16 protein-coding genes are annotated in these 17,800 nt (G+C 69.7%); 10 read left to right on the forward strand and 6 right to left on the reverse strand.

Going from position 1 to position 17,800, the window contains the following annotated elements; all coding sequences use genetic code 11:
• Positions 1-19: 19 nt before the first annotated feature.
• The 7 genes from AC5L36_RS38910 to AC5L36_RS38940 all read left to right on the forward strand — a co-directional run bounded on the left by AC5L36_RS38910 (position 20) and on the right by AC5L36_RS38940 (position 7,136).
• Positions 20-1,165 carry an acyl-CoA dehydrogenase family protein gene (locus AC5L36_RS38910; RefSeq protein ID WP_441223700.1) on the forward strand — a complete coding sequence of 382 codons (1,146 nt, stop codon included), beginning with the start codon at positions 20-22 and terminating at the stop codon, positions 1,163-1,165.
• Positions 1,162-2,232, forward strand: a complete 1,071-nt coding sequence (locus AC5L36_RS38915) for an acyl-CoA dehydrogenase family protein (protein WP_441223701.1) — start codon at positions 1,162-1,164, stop codon at positions 2,230-2,232. Before AC5L36_RS38910 ends, AC5L36_RS38915 begins: the two co-directional genes overlap by 4 nt.
• Positions 2,229-3,107 (forward strand): ABC transporter ATP-binding protein, encoded by an 879-nt coding sequence (locus AC5L36_RS38920; RefSeq protein WP_441223702.1) that lies wholly within the window; start codon positions 2,229-2,231, stop codon positions 3,105-3,107. The genes AC5L36_RS38915 and AC5L36_RS38920 overlap by 4 nt, the downstream gene beginning before the upstream one ends.
• The gene (locus AC5L36_RS38925) at positions 3,104-4,609 is read left to right on the forward strand and encodes a fluoroquinolone export ABC transporter permease subunit (protein WP_441223703.1); all 1,506 of its coding nucleotides are present in this window, start codon (positions 3,104-3,106) and stop codon (positions 4,607-4,609) included. The genes AC5L36_RS38920 and AC5L36_RS38925 overlap by 4 nt, the downstream gene beginning before the upstream one ends.
• 137 nt (positions 4,610-4,746) lie before the next feature.
• Entirely contained in the window at positions 4,747-4,941 is a 195-nt protein-coding gene (locus AC5L36_RS38930) for a ferredoxin (RefSeq protein ID WP_441223704.1), read from the forward strand.
• A 13-nt stretch (positions 4,942-4,954) separates the two neighbouring features.
• A complete protein-coding gene (locus AC5L36_RS38935; RefSeq protein WP_441223705.1) occupies positions 4,955-5,257 on the forward strand; it encodes a hypothetical protein in 303 nt (100 codons plus the stop codon).
• Between the two features lie 13 nt (positions 5,258-5,270).
• Positions 5,271-7,136, forward strand: a complete 1,866-nt coding sequence (locus AC5L36_RS38940) for an NAD(P)/FAD-dependent oxidoreductase (RefSeq protein WP_441223706.1) — start codon at positions 5,271-5,273, stop codon at positions 7,134-7,136.
• Between the two features lie 230 nt (positions 7,137-7,366).
• Here the strand turns inward: AC5L36_RS38940 and AC5L36_RS38945 are convergent, their stop codons facing one another.
• The 6 genes from AC5L36_RS38945 to AC5L36_RS38970 are packed head-to-tail and all read right to left on the reverse strand — an operon-like array spanning position 7,367 to position 15,149.
• Positions 7,367-8,890, reverse strand: coding sequence for a DHA2 family efflux MFS transporter permease subunit (locus tag AC5L36_RS38945; protein ID WP_441223707.1), 1,524 nt, complete (start codon positions 8,888-8,890; stop codon positions 7,367-7,369).
• 27 nt (positions 8,891-8,917) lie between these two features.
• Positions 8,918-10,513, reverse strand: coding sequence for an ABC transporter permease (locus AC5L36_RS38950; protein ID WP_441223708.1), 1,596 nt, complete (start codon positions 10,511-10,513; stop codon positions 8,918-8,920).
• Complete coding sequence (locus tag AC5L36_RS38955; RefSeq protein WP_441223709.1) at positions 10,510-11,430, reverse strand: ABC transporter ATP-binding protein; 921 nt, start codon at positions 11,428-11,430, stop codon at positions 10,510-10,512. Before AC5L36_RS38955 ends, AC5L36_RS38950 begins: the two co-directional genes overlap by 4 nt.
• A gap of 27 nt (positions 11,431-11,457) precedes the next feature.
• Positions 11,458-12,693, reverse strand: a complete 1,236-nt coding sequence (locus AC5L36_RS38960; protein ID WP_441223710.1) for a cytochrome P450 — start codon at positions 12,691-12,693, stop codon at positions 11,458-11,460.
• An 11-nt stretch (positions 12,694-12,704) separates the two neighbouring features.
• The gene (locus AC5L36_RS38965; protein WP_441223711.1) at positions 12,705-13,874 is read right to left on the reverse strand and encodes a hypothetical protein; all 1,170 of its coding nucleotides are present in this window, start codon (positions 13,872-13,874) and stop codon (positions 12,705-12,707) included.
• A gap of 3 nt (positions 13,875-13,877) precedes the next feature.
• Positions 13,878-15,149: a phthiocerol/phthiodiolone dimycocerosyl transferase family protein gene (locus AC5L36_RS38970; RefSeq protein WP_441223712.1), complete on the reverse strand. Its 1,272-nt coding sequence runs from the start codon at positions 15,147-15,149 to the stop codon at positions 13,878-13,880.
• Positions 15,150-15,438: 289 nt separating this feature from the next.
• Between AC5L36_RS38970 and AC5L36_RS38975 the strand changes: the two genes are divergently transcribed.
• The 3 genes from AC5L36_RS38975 to AC5L36_RS38985 all read left to right on the forward strand — a co-directional run.
• Complete coding sequence (locus AC5L36_RS38975; RefSeq protein WP_441223713.1) at positions 15,439-16,245, forward strand: PIG-L family deacetylase; 807 nt, start codon at positions 15,439-15,441, stop codon at positions 16,243-16,245.
• A 66-nt stretch (positions 16,246-16,311) separates the two neighbouring features.
• Complete coding sequence (locus AC5L36_RS38980) at positions 16,312-17,493, forward strand: DUF418 domain-containing protein (protein ID WP_441223714.1); 1,182 nt, start codon at positions 16,312-16,314, stop codon at positions 17,491-17,493.
• A gap of 125 nt (positions 17,494-17,618) precedes the next feature.
• On the forward strand, positions 17,619-17,800 hold a 182-nt coding region (locus AC5L36_RS38985; protein WP_441223715.1), incomplete at its 3' end, for an S-adenosylmethionine synthetase N-terminal domain-containing protein.

The following is a 17,800-nucleotide window of genomic DNA, read 5'->3' on the forward strand; positions in this document are numbered from 1 at the left end:
AACGCGGTCGAGGGTTCGAATGCGAAGTGACGAACTGGTCCGGCGGGTTCGGGCGTTTCTCGCCGAGCACGACCCGGCCACCAGCGAGCGGCTGCCGTTTCTGTGCGCCCGGTTCGACGCCGGGCTCGCCTGGGTGAGCTTTCCGGTCGGGCTGGGCGGGCTCGACCTGCCGTGGGATCTGCAACCGTTGGCCGATGCCGAGTTCGCTGCGGCCGGGGCGCCCGATGTCCAGCCACGGATCGGCATCGGGCTGGGCATGGCGGCGCCGACCATACTGCGGCACGGCACCAAGGAGCAGCACCGGCGCTGGCTGCGTCCACTATGGATCCAGCGGGACGTGTGGTGCCAGCTGTTCAGCGAGCCGGCCGCCGGCTCGGACCTGGCCGCCGTCTCCACCCGGGCGGTGCGTGAGCAGGATGGTGGCTGGGTCGTCGACGGGCAGAAGGTGTGGACGTCCACGGCGCACGAGGCCCGCTGGGCGCTTTTGCTGGCGCGCACCGACCCGTCCGCGTCCAAGCACGATGGGTTGACCTTCTTCGCCTGCGACATGACCGCCCCCGGCGTCGAGGTACGGCCGCTGCGGCAGATCACCGGCGAGGCGGAGTTCAACGAGGTGTTCCTGACCGGGGTACGTATCCCGGACGCGGACCGGGTCGGCGAGGTTGGGCAGGGCTGGCGGGTCGCCCGTACCACGCTGATGAACGAGCGGGTGGTGCTCGGCGGCGACCTGGTGCCGCGCGAGCACGGGATGATCGGTGTGGTCGCCCGGCAGTGGCGTGAGCGGCCCGAGGTGCGCACGCCGGCCGCGCGCGACGCGCTGCTGCGGTTGTGGGTCGCGGCCGAGGCGAGCCGGTTGACCGCACAGCGGCTGCGCGAGCAACTGGCCGCCGGGCAGCCCGGCCCGGACGGCTCCGCGGTCAAGCACGCTCACGCGCGGCTCAACCAGGAGATCTCCGGGTTCGAGCTGGAACTGCTCGGCGACGAGGCGCTGCGCTACGACGACTGGACGATGCGCCGACCGTCCATCAGGGACTGGCAGGGGCGCGTGCCGGCCTACCGATACCTGTACGCAAGAGCGAACTCCATCGAGGGTGGCACCTCGGAGATCTTGTGCAACATCATCGCCGAGCGGGTGCTCGGCCTGCCCCGCGAGGTGACCGCGTGATCAGCCTCCGGTACTCCGAGATCGAGGACGACCTGCGCGCCGGTGTACGCAAGGTGCTCACCGACCGGGCGCCGTGGCAGGCGGTACTGGCCCGGGTGGAAAGCTCCGAACCCTACGACACCGACCTGTGGCGGACGCTGTCGGCGGACGTGGGCTGCGCCGGTCTCGTCATCCCCGAGGATCGGGCAGGGGCGGGCGGCTCTTACCGGGAGGCCGCGGTGGTCGCCGAGGAGATGGGCCGGGCGGTCGCGCCGGTGCCGTACCTGGGCGCGGCGATGGCCACCGCCGCACTGCTGACCGGCCACGACTGCGGACTGCTGACCAAGGTGGCCACCGGTGCCGTCGTCGCGGTCCTCGCGCTGCCGCTGTCCACCCACCCCGGCGTCGGCCCGCCCGCGACCGTCACCGCCGACGGCGAACGGCTCACCGGCACGGTCGGCGGCGTGGCCGACGCGGCGGCCGCGGACCTGTTGCTGGTGCCCGCCAGCGGCCGGCTGTGGGCGGTGCCACGGGAGGTGGTCGAGGTATCCGCGGTCACCTCGCTGGACCTGACCCGGCCACTGGCCGACCTCACGCTGGCCGGCGCACCAGCCACCTGGGTGGCGAACGCCGGACCCGCGGTGGCGGCGGCGCTGCTCGCCGGCCGGGTGCTGCTGGCCAGCGAGCAGCTCGGTGTCGCCGAGTGGTGCCTGGACACCACCCTTGCCTACGTCAAACAGCGGCACCAGTTCGGCCGGCCGGTCGGTTCCTTCCAGGCAGTCAAACACCGGCTGGCCGAGCTGTGGGTGGAGGTCACCCAGGCCCGCGCGGTGGCCCGCTACGCGGCCGGCTGCCTCGCCGAGGGAGACCCAGACACGCCGGTAGCGGCGGCACTGGCACAGGCGCACTGCGGGCCGGTGGCGGTACACGCCGCGGAGCAGTGCGTGCAACTGCACGGCGCGATCGGGTTCACCTGGGAGCACCCGGCGCACCTGTACCTCAAGCGGGCCAAGGCGGACTCGATCGCGCTGGGCACGGCCGCCCAGCATCGGGACGCCCTTGGTGGACTGCTTACGATCGATCGATGAGCCACCCAGGTGACGGCGGTCCGGTGATCGAGGTAGAGGACCTGCGGGTCCGCTACCGCGGCGCCGACCGGTACGCCGTCGACGGCATGTCCTTCCACGTGGCTCGCGGTGAGGTGTTTGGATTTCTCGGGCCCAACGGCGCCGGCAAGTCCACCACGCAAAAGGTGCTGACCCGGCTGCTGCGCGGCTACGAGGGGCGGGCGGAGGTGCTCGGCCGTCCGGTCCACGCCTGGGGGCCGGACTACTACCAGCGCATCGGCGTCGGCTTCGAGCTGCCGGCCCACTTCGCGAAGCTCACCGCCGCGCAAAACCTCGAGGCGTTCGCCTCGCTGTTCGAGCCGCCGGTCGCCGACGCGCGCCGGCTGCTGGAACGGGTCGACCTCGCGGACGCGGCCGATCGTCCGGTGGCCACCTTCTCCAAAGGCATGCAGGTGCGCCTCGGTCTCGCCCGGGCCTTCGTCAACCTTCCCGACCTGGTGTTCCTGGACGAGCCGACCTCCGGTCTCGACCCGGTGCACACGGCCGCGGTCCGGGCGCTGATCCGGGAGCAGGTCGACCAGGGACGCACGATCTTCCTCACCACCCACGACATGGCCACCGCGGACCAGATGTGCGACCGGGTGGCCTTCGTGGTCTCCGGCACGATCGCCGACATCGACTCGCCACGGGGCTTCCGGCTGCGGTACGGGCACCACGGCGTGACCGTCGAGTACCGGGACGGAGACGCGCCCGCCCGCAGGGAGTTCCGGCTCGCCGAGCTGCCAACCGATCCCGACTTCCTGGAGCTCCTGCGCGCCGGCCGGGTGGAGACCATCCACACCACGGAGGCCTCGCTCGACGACGTGTTCGTGCGGATCACGGGTGGGCGGCTGTGACCGCACCAGCGGTGCGGCGCATCGCGGCGCTGACCCGCCTGGAGTGGCGGCTTGAGCTGCACGCGCAGATCCCCACCGTCGCGGCGGCGGTCTGCGTTATGTGGACGGTCGCACTGGCGGTGGTACCCGCGTCCGTGGCGGGGCGGCTGGGCACGGCCGTTCTCGTGCTGGACACCGCCACGTTCGGCGGGTTCTTCCTTCCCGCGCTGTTTCTTGGCGAGCGCACCGACGGCGCGCTCGCCGCGCTGCTTGTCAGCCCGCTGCGCTTCGCGGAGTACCTCGGCGTGCGGCTTGCCGTGCTGACCGGCCTGTCGCTCGCCGCCGCGGTGCCGGTCGGGCTGGCGGCGGCCCGGCTGCGCCCGCCTCAGCCGGCACTCGCACTGCTGGGCGTGGGTCTGGTCGCGATCCTCACGCTGCTGCTGGCGTTCGCGCTGGTGCAGCCGCACCGCACCCTGGTCGGGTACCTCACGACCGCGCCGATGGTGATCGCTCCGCTGCTGGCCGCGCCGCTGGCGCACATCGCGGGTGTCGCCGACCATCCCCTGCTGTACGCGCTGCCCACCACTGGCGGTGCCGACCTCATCGCCGCCGGGCTCACCGGCGGGGCGCTCACGCCGGCAGCGGGCGCCGCGGCGACCGGCTACCTGCTGCTGTGGATCGGCGGCGCGTACGTCCTGGCGCGGCGGCGCTTCCACCGGCACGCGGTGCAAGCCCCGGCCACCCGGCCCGCCCGGGTGGACAGGACACGGCGGATCCAGTGGCGGGGCGGCTGGGTGGTGACGTTCGCGCGGGCCGACATGCGCACCGCTCGCCTGGACCTCCTCCCCACCTTCCTGACGGTGGTGCCGGTCGCGCTGGCCGTTGGCATCCGGTTTGGGTACCCGTGGCTGGCCGACCTGGTGCGGGACCGCGCCGGATTCGACCTCGAACCGTACCGGCAACTGCTGCTCACCGTCGGTGTGGTCATCCACGTGCCGCTCATCATGGGCATGGTGGGCGCGCTGTTGACGCTCGACGACGTGGCCGAGCGCCGGCTCCAGCTGTTGCGGGTGACGCCGGTGACGCTGGAGCGCTACCTCGGGTACCGGATGGCGTTCACCGGCCTGCTGGCGCTGGCCAGCCTGTTGGTCGCCGTGCCGCTCTGCGGCCTCGTGCCCAACGCCTTGCCCGCACTGCTGCCGGCGATCGTGCTAGGTGCCGCGCAGGCGCCGCTGATCATGTTAACGGCCGCCGCCTTCGCCGGTGACCGGACGCAGGGCGTCGGGATCCTGAAGGTCCTCAGTGGACTGCTCCTGCTGTTGGCCGTCGCGCCCTGGTGGTTGCCCTCACCGCTGCGCTGGCTCGGTCTGCTGACGCCGCCGGGCGCGGTCACCCTCGTGCAGTGGCGCCCGCACAGCGCCGCGGACGTCGTGATCGGATGCTGCGTCGGAGCCACTACCGCTCTCGCCGTCGCCGTCACGCTGCGCCGGCGCATCGTCAGGCGATTCACCGACGGCGCCTGACGTTTTCCCAGGTGGTCCATTGCGGACAGGTGGCCAACCGTCATGAAGCGTCCACTCCCGATCGGCGCCCGCGCCGGTGAGCATGGTCTGAAAGGAACTGTGTCCACCCGCGACTGACTCCAGCTGGGAGTTGGGCCATGAAGGTCGCTGCTGATCGCATCACGTGCTTGGGGATGGGCCTCTGCGAGGTCACGGCGCCAGGCGTCTTCGAGGTTGGTGACGACGGCGCGGTGCTCGTCCTCGCCGAACACGTCGCCCCGGACCAACTGGACACCGTCACGGCGGCGGTCGAAGGGTGCCCCACCGAAGCCTTGTCGCTCATCCAGGACTAAGGAAAGGACCAACATGTCGTTGACCGGTACCTGGCAGCTCTCGATCGCCACTCCGGTGGGTGACCGGAAGTTCGAGCTCGACCTGGTGCAACACGGGCCCGACCAGATCTCCGGCCAGAGCAGGTACGAGCAGGAAGAGGCGCAGGAGCTGACGAATCCGCAACTGGAGGGCAACACGCTGAGCTGGACGTCGAAGATCACCCGGCCGATCAAGGTCATCGCCAAGATGGAGCTGACTTTCGACGGCGACTCCGTCACCGGCATGGCGAGGGCCGGGGTGTTCCCGGCCAAGATCACCGGTCGTCGGGCGTCGTGAAGGGAGCCGGGTGATGTCCGAAACAGTGCGCGCTGACGTTTGCGTCATCGGCGCCGGTATCGTCGGTCTACACAACGCCTTACAGTACGCGCGACGCGGATTCAGCGTCGTGGTCGTCGACGAGCTGACCGAACGCAGCAAGAGCGCCTACAAGGTCGGCGAGTCCCTGCTCATCTTCTCGAACGCGTTCCTGCGCACGATCGGCGAGCTCGACAAGGAGCTCTCCGAATCCTTCGAGAAGCGAGGTGTCTGGTTCAGCTACGGCCTGGAAGGCAAGACCAGCTTCGAAGGCAACGTCTCGGAATGGGGCTTCCAGCACGCCATCCCGGAGCGCTGGAAGGACGCGTTCACCGACAAGAAGTTCCAGCGGACCATGTTCGGCGACTGCCAGATCGTCCGGCCGGAGATCGAGGCCGTGCTCCGCGACCGCCTCAAGCAGTTCGAAAGCATCACCCTGATCGACCGCGGCCTCGTCCGCGACCTGGAACTGGGCGGCTCACGCGGATCGGACGCCGACCACGTCGTGACCTGGCGGTCCAAGGACAACAGCGCCGAGGGCACGGTCCATGCCCGCTGGCTTGTCGACTGCTCGGGCCGGGCTCGGCTGCTCGTCAAGCGTTTTGGGCACGACGTCCCCCTCGACGACGACTTCGTCAGCTCATCGGTCTGGGGACAGTTCTCCGGCTGCACCGACGAGTTCTTCGACGAGCGGTGGAACTTCCAGTTTCCCGACGGCGACGTGGTGCGGCGCGACCTGGACACCGTCCACCTGTGGGGTGACGGCTACTGGATCTGGCTCATCCGGCTCACCGACGACCGGATCAGCGTGGGCGTCAGCCTGCACAAGACCCGGACCGACCTGGACCGCAACCTCCGCACGGCGTTCTGGCAGATCATCCGCCGCTACCCGATGCTCGACTGGCTCCAGCCGGAGAACGTCCTGGACTTCTCGGCCTACCGCGATCTCCAGTACATCAGCGACACCTACGTCTCGCCCGAGCGGTACGTCATCGTCGGCGACGCGTCGTCCATCATCGACGCCTACTACAGCCAGGGCATCTCACTGTCGCTGGCCACCTCGTGGCACGGCGCCAACATCGTCGAACGCGACCTGCGCGAGGGTGTCCTCGACACCAAGTACATCAAGCGGGTGAACGACGCTGTACTCGCCGACTGGCGGATCATGCGCAGCATGGTCCAGTCGAAGTACGGCCGGGCCATCGCGGACAGCCGGTTCTTCATCCTCGATCACTGGATCGACTACCTCGTCTTCGGCTCGGCCACCGGCATCAGGTGGGGGATCTCGCGCTGGCTGTCCCAGACCGACGGCTACACCAGCAACGAGACGCCCGACCTGGCCAAGCTACGGACGCGCCTGAGCCGACGGCTTTTCCTGTCCCAGTCGGTGGTGCCGTTCAGCTCGGTGCATCCCGCACGGGTCGCGCGTTTTGTCGAACGGCTGCACGAGCGGGCCGCGCGGCGCGCCATCTGGCGGATGGACCACGGCGTCAACCTGCGCGCGACCACCGGCGCCATGCGGGCGGACGCGCCGATGCCGGCGCTGTGGCGGCTGCCGTTCCTGCGGTTCAGGCGGCGCGCGGACCTGACCATGAAGGCCATCAAGGAGCCTTCGTTCATCGACCTCAAGGTCGGCTCCAGGCCACCCGCCGTTACCAAGACGTTCGGGGTTTTCCTCCTCGTCATCACCGCGTGGGCGCTGGGTTACGACGTCGCTGACACCGCGGTGCGCCGCGCGATCCACGGCGTACGTGGCCTGTTCGGGCGCGACCGGCGCGGAAAGGTATACGGCGCCGAGGAGGTCGCCCGGGAAAGGACGCAAACCGAGTCGCAGCTCTCTCGAACCGCGGCTGACGTCTAGCCTCACCCGGGGCCGGTACCGACGGTCCAGGCCGCACGGGCCGGCCACGGTCCTCGCGATCCGCTTGGGTTGGCGCGGTCGAATATGAGCGTGACGACGGCGCGCGCCTCAGGCGCGCATGCCATCGGCGAGGGGCCTGGCTGATCCGCGAAGGTGCCACCGACGTCGCTTTCGCCGGCGGCACCGGAGCGGCGGCGAGCCCCGTCGCCATCGCGGCGTTCGGGACGGGCCTACTTGTCGACGGCCTGTAACACGGCCGGCGCGGCCGGCTCCCGCACTGGCTTGCGCAAGAACACGTAGGCGAGTCCGGTCCCGGCGAGCATGGCCGCCGCGGCCACCCAGAGGGTGGTGTGCATGGCGTGGAGGAACGCCTCACGCACCGACGCCTCCAGGTGGGGCAGGTCCAGATCGCGTGCCTCGTCGACGCCGGCCGTCGCGCTGCGCCGCACGGTCCGCGCCTCGTCGTCACTCAGTCCGGACACGTCGACGCCGGCGCGGTACGTGAGGTTGAGCACCGTGCCGAGGAGGCCCACGCCGACCGTGCTGCCGAACTGCCGCAGCACCTGGACGAGCCCGGAACCCACGCCGCTGCGCGCCACGGGCAGTGATCCGAGGGCGAGGTTGAGCGACATCGGCAGGGCGAACCCCAGGCCGAGCCCGAGGATCGCCAGCCACACGGCGGTCAGCCAGTACCCGCTGCCGACCCGCGTCGCGGTGCCGACCACCAGGCCTGCGGTCATGAGGGCGAAGCCGAGCGGGATGACGGAACGAGGACCGTACCTGCCTTGGATCCGCTCGGCGACCGGGACTCCGACGAGCATCCCGGCCACGACCGGAAGCAGGCGCAAACCCGTTTCCAGTGCGCTGGTGCCGTCGATGGCCTGGAAGTAGAGCGGAAGCATGAACAGCGCGCCCATCAGTCCGAAGGACGCGAGTGTGCCCAGCGCCGCGCCCCAGGAGAAGTCGCTGTTGCGAAACAGGCCCAGGTCGACCAGTGGACTCTTCGCCCGGCGCGACCAGATGACGAACGCGACCAGCAGGGCCAGGCCCAGGGTCATCGCCGCGGGTGCCACCCCGGACCGCATGCCGTGCCGTCCGGCGTCGATCATGCCGAACGTCAGCGCGGTGAGGCCGAGGCTGGACAGCGCGATACCGGTCAGGTCGATGTGCACCTCGCGGGAGCCGGGCGCGGGCGGGATCAGCAGCACCAGCGCGATCGCCGTCACGACCAGCAGCGGCACGTTGATCAGGAAGGCCGAACCCCACCAGTACTGCTCGAGCAGCCAGCCGCCGAGCACGGGGCCGAGCGGTATGCCGGCGGCGGTGGCGGTCGCCCAGATGGACAGCGCCTTGCGGCGTTCCTCGGGCGGGAATACCACAGTGAGTATCGAAAAGGACAGCGGCAGCATGAACGCGGCGGCGATGCCGAGTAAGACGCGGGCCGCGATCAGCATCTCAGGCGAGGTGCTGTACGCGCAGGCGACGGAGGCCAGGGTGAAGAGCATGACGGCCGCGACCAGCAGGCGCTTCTGGCCGAAGCGGTCGCCCAGCAGGCCGGCCGGCAGCATGCCTGCGGCGAGCACCAAGGTGTAGGCGTTGTTGAACCACTGAAGCTCGGTGATCGAGGCGCCCAGGTCCGCGGCGAGCGTGGGCTGGGCGACGTTGAGAATCGCGCCGTCCAGGCCGATCGCGAGCAACGGCACCGCGAGAAAGCCCAGCACCCACCACCGGCGCGGATCGGAGTCGTGCGGCATGCTTCCGCCCTTCTGGTTCGTCTCGGACTAGCCGATGTCGCGCCGGCGGACGCCGATCAGGCCGACGAGCACGAGCGATCCGCTGATGACCGTCAGCCAGATCAGCGGAGTGGCCGCGAAGGTGCCACCGGGCAGCCGCGGCACGTGGTGGAACGGCGACACGTCCAGCAGCCAGCCGTTGAGGTCGAGCATCGCGCCGAACTCTCCCAGCAGCGCGAAGAACGCCACGGCGGCCCAGACGAGCGGCGCCCATCGCGGCACCAGCCCGAACGCCGCGATCGCCAGACCCGGCAGCACCCACACGGCGGGTAGCTGCGCCAGCGCCGCACCGAGCAGCTGGGCGACGTGGTGCGCGACGTCGCCGTTCGCCGCCCCCCGGACCACGCCGGCGCCGGCACCGGCCGCCGCCATGAGCAGTACCGGCCCGCCGAAGGCGAAACCCAGGTGACTCACTGTCCACTCGAGCCGGGACACCGGTGTGGCCAGCAGCGGCTCGGCCCGGTGCTCGAGCTCTTCGCCTCGCAGCCGCAGCACCGCCTGGATCGCGTACAGGGCGGCGACTGTGCCGATGTACACGAGCACCACCGCCAGGAATGTGTCGGCGGCCGCACCGCTGCCACCGAGCCGTTCGAACATCACCCGCAGCCGTGGGTTGTCGTCGAGCATCCGCACCGCTCCCTGCGCCGCGCCGCCGACGACCAGACCACCCACGGCGAACGCGGCCGTCCAGGCGAACAGGGCGCCGCGGTGCAGCCGCCACGCCAGCGCATAGGGGCTGCTGAGTCTCGGCCCGCCGGCGGCCGGGCCGAGCCGCGCCGGCAGCAGGCCGGCACCGAGGTCTCGGCGCGACTCGACCGCGAAGGCCAGGCCGACGAGGAGCGCGACGAGCGCGGCGATCGGCGCGAACAGCCACCAGCGCTCGTCGGCGAATGGCCTGACCCGCTGCACGAGGCCGAACGGCGAGGTCCACGACAGCCAGGACAGGCCGTTGTCGGAGTTCAGATCGCCGATGACCCGCAGCAGGAACGCGCCGCCCAGCACCGCGGCGGCGATCCCGCGCGCGGACCGGGCGCTCTCGGTCAACTGGGCGCAGAGGACGGCCACCGCGCCGAACACCATGCCGACAGCGGCCACCGCGAGTCCTTCCGCGACCGATCCCGCGACCGGCAGTCCACGCCCGATCAGGCCGAGCACGATGAGGGTGGCGAGCGCGGCGGTGCTGCCGAACGTGACGACCAGCGCCGCGGCGGCGGACGCGTGGCGCCCCACGGCAGTGGAGCCGAGGAGCTCCCGGCGCCCCACCTCTTCGTCAGCGCGGGTGTGCCGGACGACCGTGAGCAGGGCGGCGATCGCCGCACCGAGCAGGACGAACACGCTGCGCCACGCGGCGAGGCCGCCGATCGAGGAGCTGAACACCGGGCCGTACATGGCGACCAGCGACGGGTTGTCCGCCACGGACGCGGTGAACTCCTGCCGGCTCGCCGCTGTCGGGTACAGCCACTGCACTCCAGCCGCGAAGCCGATCAGGACGACCGCGAGGAGCGGCACCCAGACCGCGGTCACCACCCGCTCGCGTCGCAGCACCAGCCGGGCCAGCATGCCGGTGCCGACGAGACCGGTCACGTGCCCACCACCTGATCCGCCCGGCCCCTGGTGTAGTGGCGCATGAACAGCTCCTCAAGTGTGGGCGGTCGGCTGACCAGACCGCGTACACCGGCCGCGACCAGATGGCTCAACACCAGGTCCAGGGCTTCGGCCTCGACCTGGCAGCTGACCCGCCGGCCGTCGATCCACACGCTGTGCACCCCCGGCAGCTCGTCCAATCCGACCAGAGGCCGGGTCAGCTCGGCGCTGATCGACGTACGGCTCAGGTGGCGCAGCTCGGCGAGGGCGCCGGTCTCCACTGTGCGGCCGGCGCGGATGATGCTGACCCGTTCGCACAGCGTCTCCACTTCGGCCAGAATGTGGCTGGACAGCAGGACGGTGCGGCCACGCTGCTTCTCCTCGGCGACGCAGTCGCGGAAGACCGCCTCCATCAACGGGTCCAGGCCCGATGTCGGCTCGTCGAGCACGAGCAGCTCCACATCGGACGCGAGCGCGGCGATCAGCGCCACCTTTTGCCGGTTTCCCTTCGAGTAGGCGCGCCCTAGCTTGCGGGGGTCGAACTCGAAGCGGTCGATCAGCCTCGCGCGGCGGGCCGGGTTCAGTCCGCCGCGCAGCCTGCCGAGCAGATCGATGATCTCGCCGCCGGACAGTGTCGGCCAGAGTGTCACGTCGCCGGGAACGTACGCGAGGCGGCGGTGCAGTGAGACGGCGTCGCGCCACGGGTCGCCGCCGAGCACGCGTACCGTGCCGCTGTCCGGACGGATCAGACCCAACAGGACGCGAAGCGTCGTCGACTTGCCCGCACCGTTCGGCCCGAGAAACCCGTGCACCTCCCCGGTGTTCACGGAAAGGTCGAGACCGTCCAGCGCACGCGTGCGTCCGAAGTTCTTGACCAGCCCTGATATCGATATGGCACTCTGCGGCGCGCTACGCAAGGGATGCCTCCTGCGCGGTCGGCTCCCCTAGCTCGCGTCCGCGTCCCAGGTGACCGGCACGCTGTAGACCCCGTAGAGCGTGGCGTCGGACTTGAACGGCATCTCCTCCACCGGGGCGGCCAGCCGCAGGGTCGGTATCCGGGAAAACAGCGTCTTGAACACGATCTCCAGCTCCAGCCGGGCGAGATTGCCGCCGAGGCACTGGTGTGCGCCGTGACCAAACCCGAGGTGGTTCTTGGCGCCGCGCCGGACGTCGAACCGCTCCGGGTGCTCGTAGACCTCGTCGTCCCAGTTGGCCGCCACGGCGGCGCAGATGACGCCGTCGCCCTTGCGCATCACGACACCGCCGATCTCGACGTCCTCGAGCACCGCACGCGACATGTCCGCGATGCCGAAGTAGCGCAGGGATTCCTCGACCGCGTTGCCGACGAGTTCGGGGTTCTCGCGCATCAGGGCCAGCTGGTCGGGGTTCTCCAGCAGCACGATGGTGCCGAGCGAGATCATGTCCGTCGTGGTGATGTGTCCGGCGATCAGCATCAGCCGGGCCAGGTTCGTGATGTCCTCACGAGTCATCACGGCTTCTTCGCGGTTCTTCACGATCAGGCGCCCGAGCAGGTCGTCGGTCGGGTCCTTCTCCTTGGCGATGACCAGCTCGTGCAGGTAGGTGGCGAGCTCCTGGCCCGCCGCGGCCCGGACCTGCGGGCTGTTGTCGCGGCTGACGATCCGCATGGCGAGCGGTTGGAAGAAGTCACGATCGGGGTAGGGGATGCCGAGCAGTTCCGAGATCACCAGGGAGGGCACCGGCATCGCTAGCTCGGCGACCAGGTCGGCTGGGCGGTCCGCGGCGAGAAGCGCGTCGACGCGTTCGTCCACGATCTGCTGGATGCGCGCACGCAGGACCTGCATCCGCTTCATCGTGAACTCGGGAATCAGCATGCGCCGGTGCGCCGGGTGCTCCGGCGGGTCCATCGAGATCAGCGAGAGGTTCAGCTGCTTGAGCATGCCCGGCGGCACCGGCAGCATGAGCGGAAACCCCGGTGCGGTGCGGTCCGAGCTTAGCCGCGGGTCGACCATCAGCTGCTTCACCTCTTCGTGCCGGGTGACCAGCCAGGCGGTCAGGCCGGACGGCAGGGTGACTTTGGCGACCGGCCGATCCGGGCGCAGCATCGCGTACTCGGCGGGCGGGTGCATGGGGCACCCTCGGGCCATGGGAAACGCAAGCGACTGCTCTTCGGCAGCGCTGGCGAGGATGGACTCGGTCATCGATACCGCTCCTACACTGGATTGACCTGGTACATCGGGAAGTACGTGCTCAGCTTTTCCATCCGGTAGTCCTGGGCGAGCACGGGGATCTCGTCAAAGCCGTAGATCGCGTCCGGATCGATGTCGGCGATCCAGCCGGTCTCCTCCTGGTAGTCCCGCATCACCGGCGAATCCTGGAAACGCCAGACATGCGTGTGCACATGCAGGTGGCGCTTGATGCATTCGGTGGCTCGACGGTTGAGCAGGTCCATCCCGCCTTTCCAGCCCGCGGTCGTCACCACGCCCTCCCGGGCCAGCGACTTCAGCGTTGCCTTGTACACCGGTGCGCCGATGTAGTCGACGAATATCGCGACGCCCGCGTCGTCGCTGAGGTCGGAGATCACCCGCAGGAACTCCCGTTCGGAGGCGCGGTAGCGGCGTTCCGCGATCGCGTCGAACTGCCCGCTGGGCCCGTTTCTCGCCAGATCCGGAAAGAGTCTGCGGTCGACCGGCTCGATTCCTTTGCTCCGCACATAGGCGAGCCGGTCGTCGCTGCTCGCCGTCATCGCCACCCGAAAGCCGGCACGCCGGGCCAGCTCCAGTTGGGCGACGGAGACGCCGCCGCCCCAGCCGAACACCAGATGGTCGCCCGGGTCGACGTTGTCCAGCTGCGCCTTCCAGCAGCGGAGGGCGACTTTCCAGTTGTCCCAGGCGGTGAAGTAGCGCGCGTAGGCGGCCCACTGCGGCAGTGAGTAGGCGCTGTCCTGGGGAACGGGAAGCAGGTTTTCGGCCCGCACCTTGGTGCGTTTGGCCATCAGGCCGACGGTCCCCGGCATGTCGAAGGCGTAGACGAGTTCGGCGTAGCCGTGGCGGTCTTGTTTGCCGAACGGCATGACCATGCACACGTCGCCCTCGCGCAACGTGGTCCGGGCAAGGGATCCGGGTCGCAGCACTCGGACGATGCCGAGGTTGCCGATGACCGTCGACTCTTCGCCGCGCTGCCGGCACACGTCGATCGGGTCGCGGGTCAACGCGTGGTCCATGTTGGCCTCGTAGGACCCGAACAGCGGTTCGACAAGCACCTCGTCCTCGTCGGGCTCGGGGAACGAGAAGGTTTCCCGGCGTAGCACGTCCTCGACGAAGGTCGGTCGCTCCGCATGCGCCGGATGCGCGTACAGCACCCAGGCGTCGGTCTTGATCATCGGCTATCCCCTACCGACCGCGGCCATCAGGATCGCCAGCGTGTCGTCCGTGACACGGGCCGCGCGCTCGGCCGAGCTCTGCCCCTCGACATAGCAGGTGTTGAGGTGGAGCACGCCGTTGCTCGTCACCGCGCAGATGGCCATCTGGCCGGTGACCGACATGGTGGAGAAGAACTGAACCGCCGACAGCTCCCAGTCCCCGACTCGGTCGGGGAAGTCGACCCGGCCCAGGTTGGAGACCAGCACGGCCCCGGCCGCCCGGTCGTCGATCCCGTCGACGAAGCGCGTGCTGGTCGCGAGGGACTTCGGCGCGAACTTGCGCATGAGAGCGATGGAGGACAGGTGTGCCCGCAGCCGCAATCGCTTCCTGAGGTCCTTGTTGAACTGGCGGGCGACGGCCCAGAAGTCGGCGTTCGGGTCCACGTTCACGTACGTCTGCGTGACGCACATGTAGTTTCCGACGTCGCTCTTTGTCAGTGGCGGGGACAGCTCCGCGCGGGCTTGGACGGGCGTGCGGATGGTGACTTTGCCGTTCGTGATGCCGATCTCGCGGCCGACCGCTCGGGCGGTGGCTGTCGACAGCGCAGCGTGGACGGTCACGCCTCTGCGCCGGCAGGTGGACAGCAACGCATCGAGCTGGTCGCCGGACAGCTTGCGGAGCAGCAGTCGGGTGCGTTTGTCCGCCGGTGGTACGTGTCGCTCCGGTGCCATGGGCTTCGTGTGCGCCCGAAGCGACGCCATGTGCTCGGTGAACACCGTCGCAATGGCGCGGCCGAGACCGCGGACGCCGCGCGGCAGCGCGTAGCCGATCGGGGGCACCGGCTCTCGGGAGACGACACGGCGTGGCTCGTCACTGTTCGGATCCCACTCCGCGGCGTAGCGCAGCAGTTGGGCGAGCATGCCGACCCGGGCGGTGGCGTCGACGATGGTGTGCGACATCGTCAGGATCAGGTCGTGGGTCTCCGCGTCGGTGCCGGCGCCCCGCACCACGTCGACCAGCCGGGCCATCGGGGCGGTGGTGGTGTCCACCGGCTCCCTCATCTCGCGGGTGTCGAGCTCCCGTTCGGCCGCCTGCTCGTCGTCGGCATCGGCGTGCACGATCCGGATCGGCATGACCGGGCCGGTGGCGGGCTCGAACCGTGGATCGGTGCCATCCGGCTTGGCGTGGATCGAGACCCGTAACAGGGGCTGCTCGGCGACCACCGCGGCCGCCGCCCAGGCCAGCTGCTCCGGAACAAGCCGGCCGCGCACCTGCACCCACGCGAACCCGTTCATCGGCGAAATCTGATGCGAGATCCACAGCCAGCGCTCGACGGGGCTCAGTAGCCTGCGGACCTCGCTCGCGTGTCTGCCGACACCGGACTTTTCGGTGGAGGTATTGAGGGCCATCCGCACGGCTCCTTCCGAGGACGGGGCATCAACCGCCTACGCTGGCTATCTTTTGCGCCCCCTTCTCGTCCCGGAAGTGGTCTGTTCGTGCCAGGGCGTACGGTGTCCCCAACCTGTCGGCCTCCTCTCGTTCAGCTCTCTGTGGTCCGCTGAGATTGCCATCTAGGGTGCGAGCATGGGACTGACACTGATGGCGGTGCACGCGCACCCCGACGACGAAGTGATCAGCACAGGAGGGATCCTCGCCCGCTACGCCGCCGAGGGCGTGCGAACGGTGCTGGTGACGTGCACCAACGGTGAGCAGGGCGACGGCCCCGGCGGCATCAAGCCGGACCAGGACGGGCACGACGAGGCTGAGGTCGTCCGGCTTCGGCTGGAGGAGCTCCAGACGTCGGCCGGCCACCTGGGCATCGACCATGTGGAGCTGCTGGGCTACCGGGACTCGGGGATGCCGGGCTGGGAGGCGAACAACCACCCCGAGGCGTTCAGCAACATCCCCGTGGCCGACGCCGCCGCTCCCCTCGCGGCGCTGATGCGGCGGTACCGGCCCGACGTCGTCGTGACGTACGACGAGAACGGCGGGTATGGCCATCCCGACCACATCCAGGCCCACCGCATCGCCGTGGAAGCGTCAAGAACGACCGGTATTCCGCGCAAGTTCTACCACACCGCCATCCCCCGTGGCGCGCTCCGAGAGCTGTTCGAGCACATGCGGGATGCCGGCATCGAGCTCGGCTTCGAGCCGCCGGAGGACTTCGGCATCCCGGACGACGAGGTCAGCACGAGAGTGGACGTGTCTCCCTACGCGGAGGGCAAGTGCAAGGCACTCGAGGCGCACACAAGTCAGGGCGAGAACATGTTCTTCCTGTTCCTGCCGCGCGAGATCCAGCACCTGGTTTTCGCGAAGGAATACTTCATCCTTCAGCACGGCGACGTCCACCCATCCGGTGGCGAGGACGACCTCTTCGCCGGCCTGCGCTAGCCCTGTGCCCTACGTGGCATGTTCTGCCCAAGCGACGGTGGGCCTCTAACGGCCTAGCGTGGGCCCATGACACAATCGACAGTCACCTCGCCATTACGGGCGGCGACGGCGGGGCCGGTACCCCGCGCCGCCCGCGCGCTCGCGCCGGACCTGGCCCGCGGCGGGATGCTGTTGTTCATCGCGCTCGCGAACGCGGCAAACTTCGCCTTCGCCGGCCAACCCGGTCTCGACGGTACGCCGCATGGGCTCCAACGGGTCCTCAACTTCTTCTTGGCAACCTTTGTGGACAGTCGCGCGTACCCGGTGTTCGCGATCATGTTCGGCTACGGCGTGGTGCAGTTGGCTCGCCGAAGCGATGCCGCCGGCACCGCCACGCGCGCGGTCCTGTTGCGCCGCAACGCTTTGCTCGTCGGCTTCGGCGCCGCCCACGCCACACTGCTCTACTACGGCGACTACCTCGGCGCGTACGGCATCGTCGGGGTCGTGGCGACGGTCCTGCTGCTGCGCCGCGGCGACCGGTTCCACCACATCGTTTTGTTTCTGTGGGGCCTGCAACTCGCCTCCGTCGTGGTGATCGCCGCCAGGCTGACCGCCAGCGCCCGAAGCGGTGACGCGATCGTCACCAACTCCCCTAACCCGTCCTTGGCCGCCAACTCCTACGACAGCTCCATTGTGGACCGGATACAGGAGTGGCCGGCGCACACCGCCTCTGTGCTGCCGTTCATCGTGATCGTCTGGCTGGGCATGTGGGCCGGCCGCCGCCACATCCTGGAGGAACCGGCGGCGCACCGGGTCCTGCTGCGCCGCGTCGCGGTCGGCGCTCTCGCCATCACGTTCCTCGGTGGGCTGCCATACGCGCTGGCCGCCGCCGGCACCATTCACGTCGACACCGCCACACTCGATGCCATGACCTACCTACACACGGCCAGCGGCATGTCCGGTGGCCCGGGCTACGTCGCCCTGTTCGGTCTGCTGGCACTGCGGTTCTCGGACAGCCGGCGGCGGCCCGCGGTCGACGCGGTCGCCACGCTCGGACGGCGATCCTTGAGCGGATACCTGTTCCAGTCGGTGGCCTGGACCGTGCTCTTCGTCCCGTTCACCCTCGACCTCGGCGGCTCCACGTACACCGCGTTCGCCGCCGCCGTCGTGGTGTGGTTCACGTCGGTGCTGGTCGCGAGCGCCATGGAGTCGCGTCGGCGACGCGGACCGGCTGAGTGGCTACTCAGGCGCCTGACGTACGGCCGATGACACCGGCCACACGTCAACATGCTGGTCCGATGCGGACACTCGCCGGACCGTCCTCAACCGTCCACTCCCGCTCGCCGCCCGGACCCGCGACGATGTGGTGAGCCGAACTCACCAGGGAGAGGTCGATGGCGCGTCGTCTGTTTACGTCCGAGTCGGTCACGGAGGGCCACCCGGACAAGATCGCTGACCAGATCAGTGACGGCATTCTCGACGCGTTGCTCGCCCAGGACCCGCGTAGCCGGGTCGCGGTCGAGACGCTGATCACGACCGGTCAGGTGCATGTGGCCGGTGAGGTCACCACCAAGGC

This window comes from Phytohabitans sp. LZ39 (assembly GCF_059359075.1).

Excerpts from the sequence above, each read along its gene's own strand:
- AC5L36_RS38960 (WP_441223710.1), bottom strand. The coding sequence starts at position 12,693 with ATGACCGAGTCCATCCTCGCCAGCGCTGCCGAAGAGCAGTCGCTTGCG.
- AC5L36_RS38975 (WP_441223713.1), top strand. The coding sequence starts at position 15,439 with ATGGGACTGACACTGATGGCGGTGCACGCGCACCCCGACGACGAAGTG.
- AC5L36_RS38930 (WP_441223704.1), top strand. The coding sequence starts at position 4,747 with ATGAAGGTCGCTGCTGATCGCATCACGTGCTTGGGGATGGGCCTCTGC.
- AC5L36_RS38935 (WP_441223705.1), top strand. The coding sequence starts at position 4,955 with ATGTCGTTGACCGGTACCTGGCAGCTCTCGATCGCCACTCCGGTGGGT.
- AC5L36_RS38970 (WP_441223712.1), bottom strand. The coding sequence starts at position 15,149 with ATGAACGGGTTCGCGTGGGTGCAGGTGCGCGGCCGGCTTGTTCCGGAG.
- AC5L36_RS38910 (WP_441223700.1), top strand. The coding sequence starts at position 20 with ATGCGAAGTGACGAACTGGTCCGGCGGGTTCGGGCGTTTCTCGCCGAG.
- AC5L36_RS38945 (WP_441223707.1), bottom strand. The coding sequence starts at position 8,890 with ATGCCGCACGACTCCGATCCGCGCCGGTGGTGGGTGCTGGGCTTTCTC.
- AC5L36_RS38965 (WP_441223711.1), bottom strand. The coding sequence starts at position 13,874 with ATGATCAAGACCGACGCCTGGGTGCTGTACGCGCATCCGGCGCATGCG.
- AC5L36_RS38940 (WP_441223706.1), top strand. The coding sequence starts at position 5,271 with ATGTCCGAAACAGTGCGCGCTGACGTTTGCGTCATCGGCGCCGGTATC.
- AC5L36_RS38920 (WP_441223702.1), top strand. The coding sequence starts at position 2,229 with ATGAGCCACCCAGGTGACGGCGGTCCGGTGATCGAGGTAGAGGACCTG.
- AC5L36_RS38980 (WP_441223714.1), top strand. The coding sequence starts at position 16,312 with ATGACACAATCGACAGTCACCTCGCCATTACGGGCGGCGACGGCGGGG.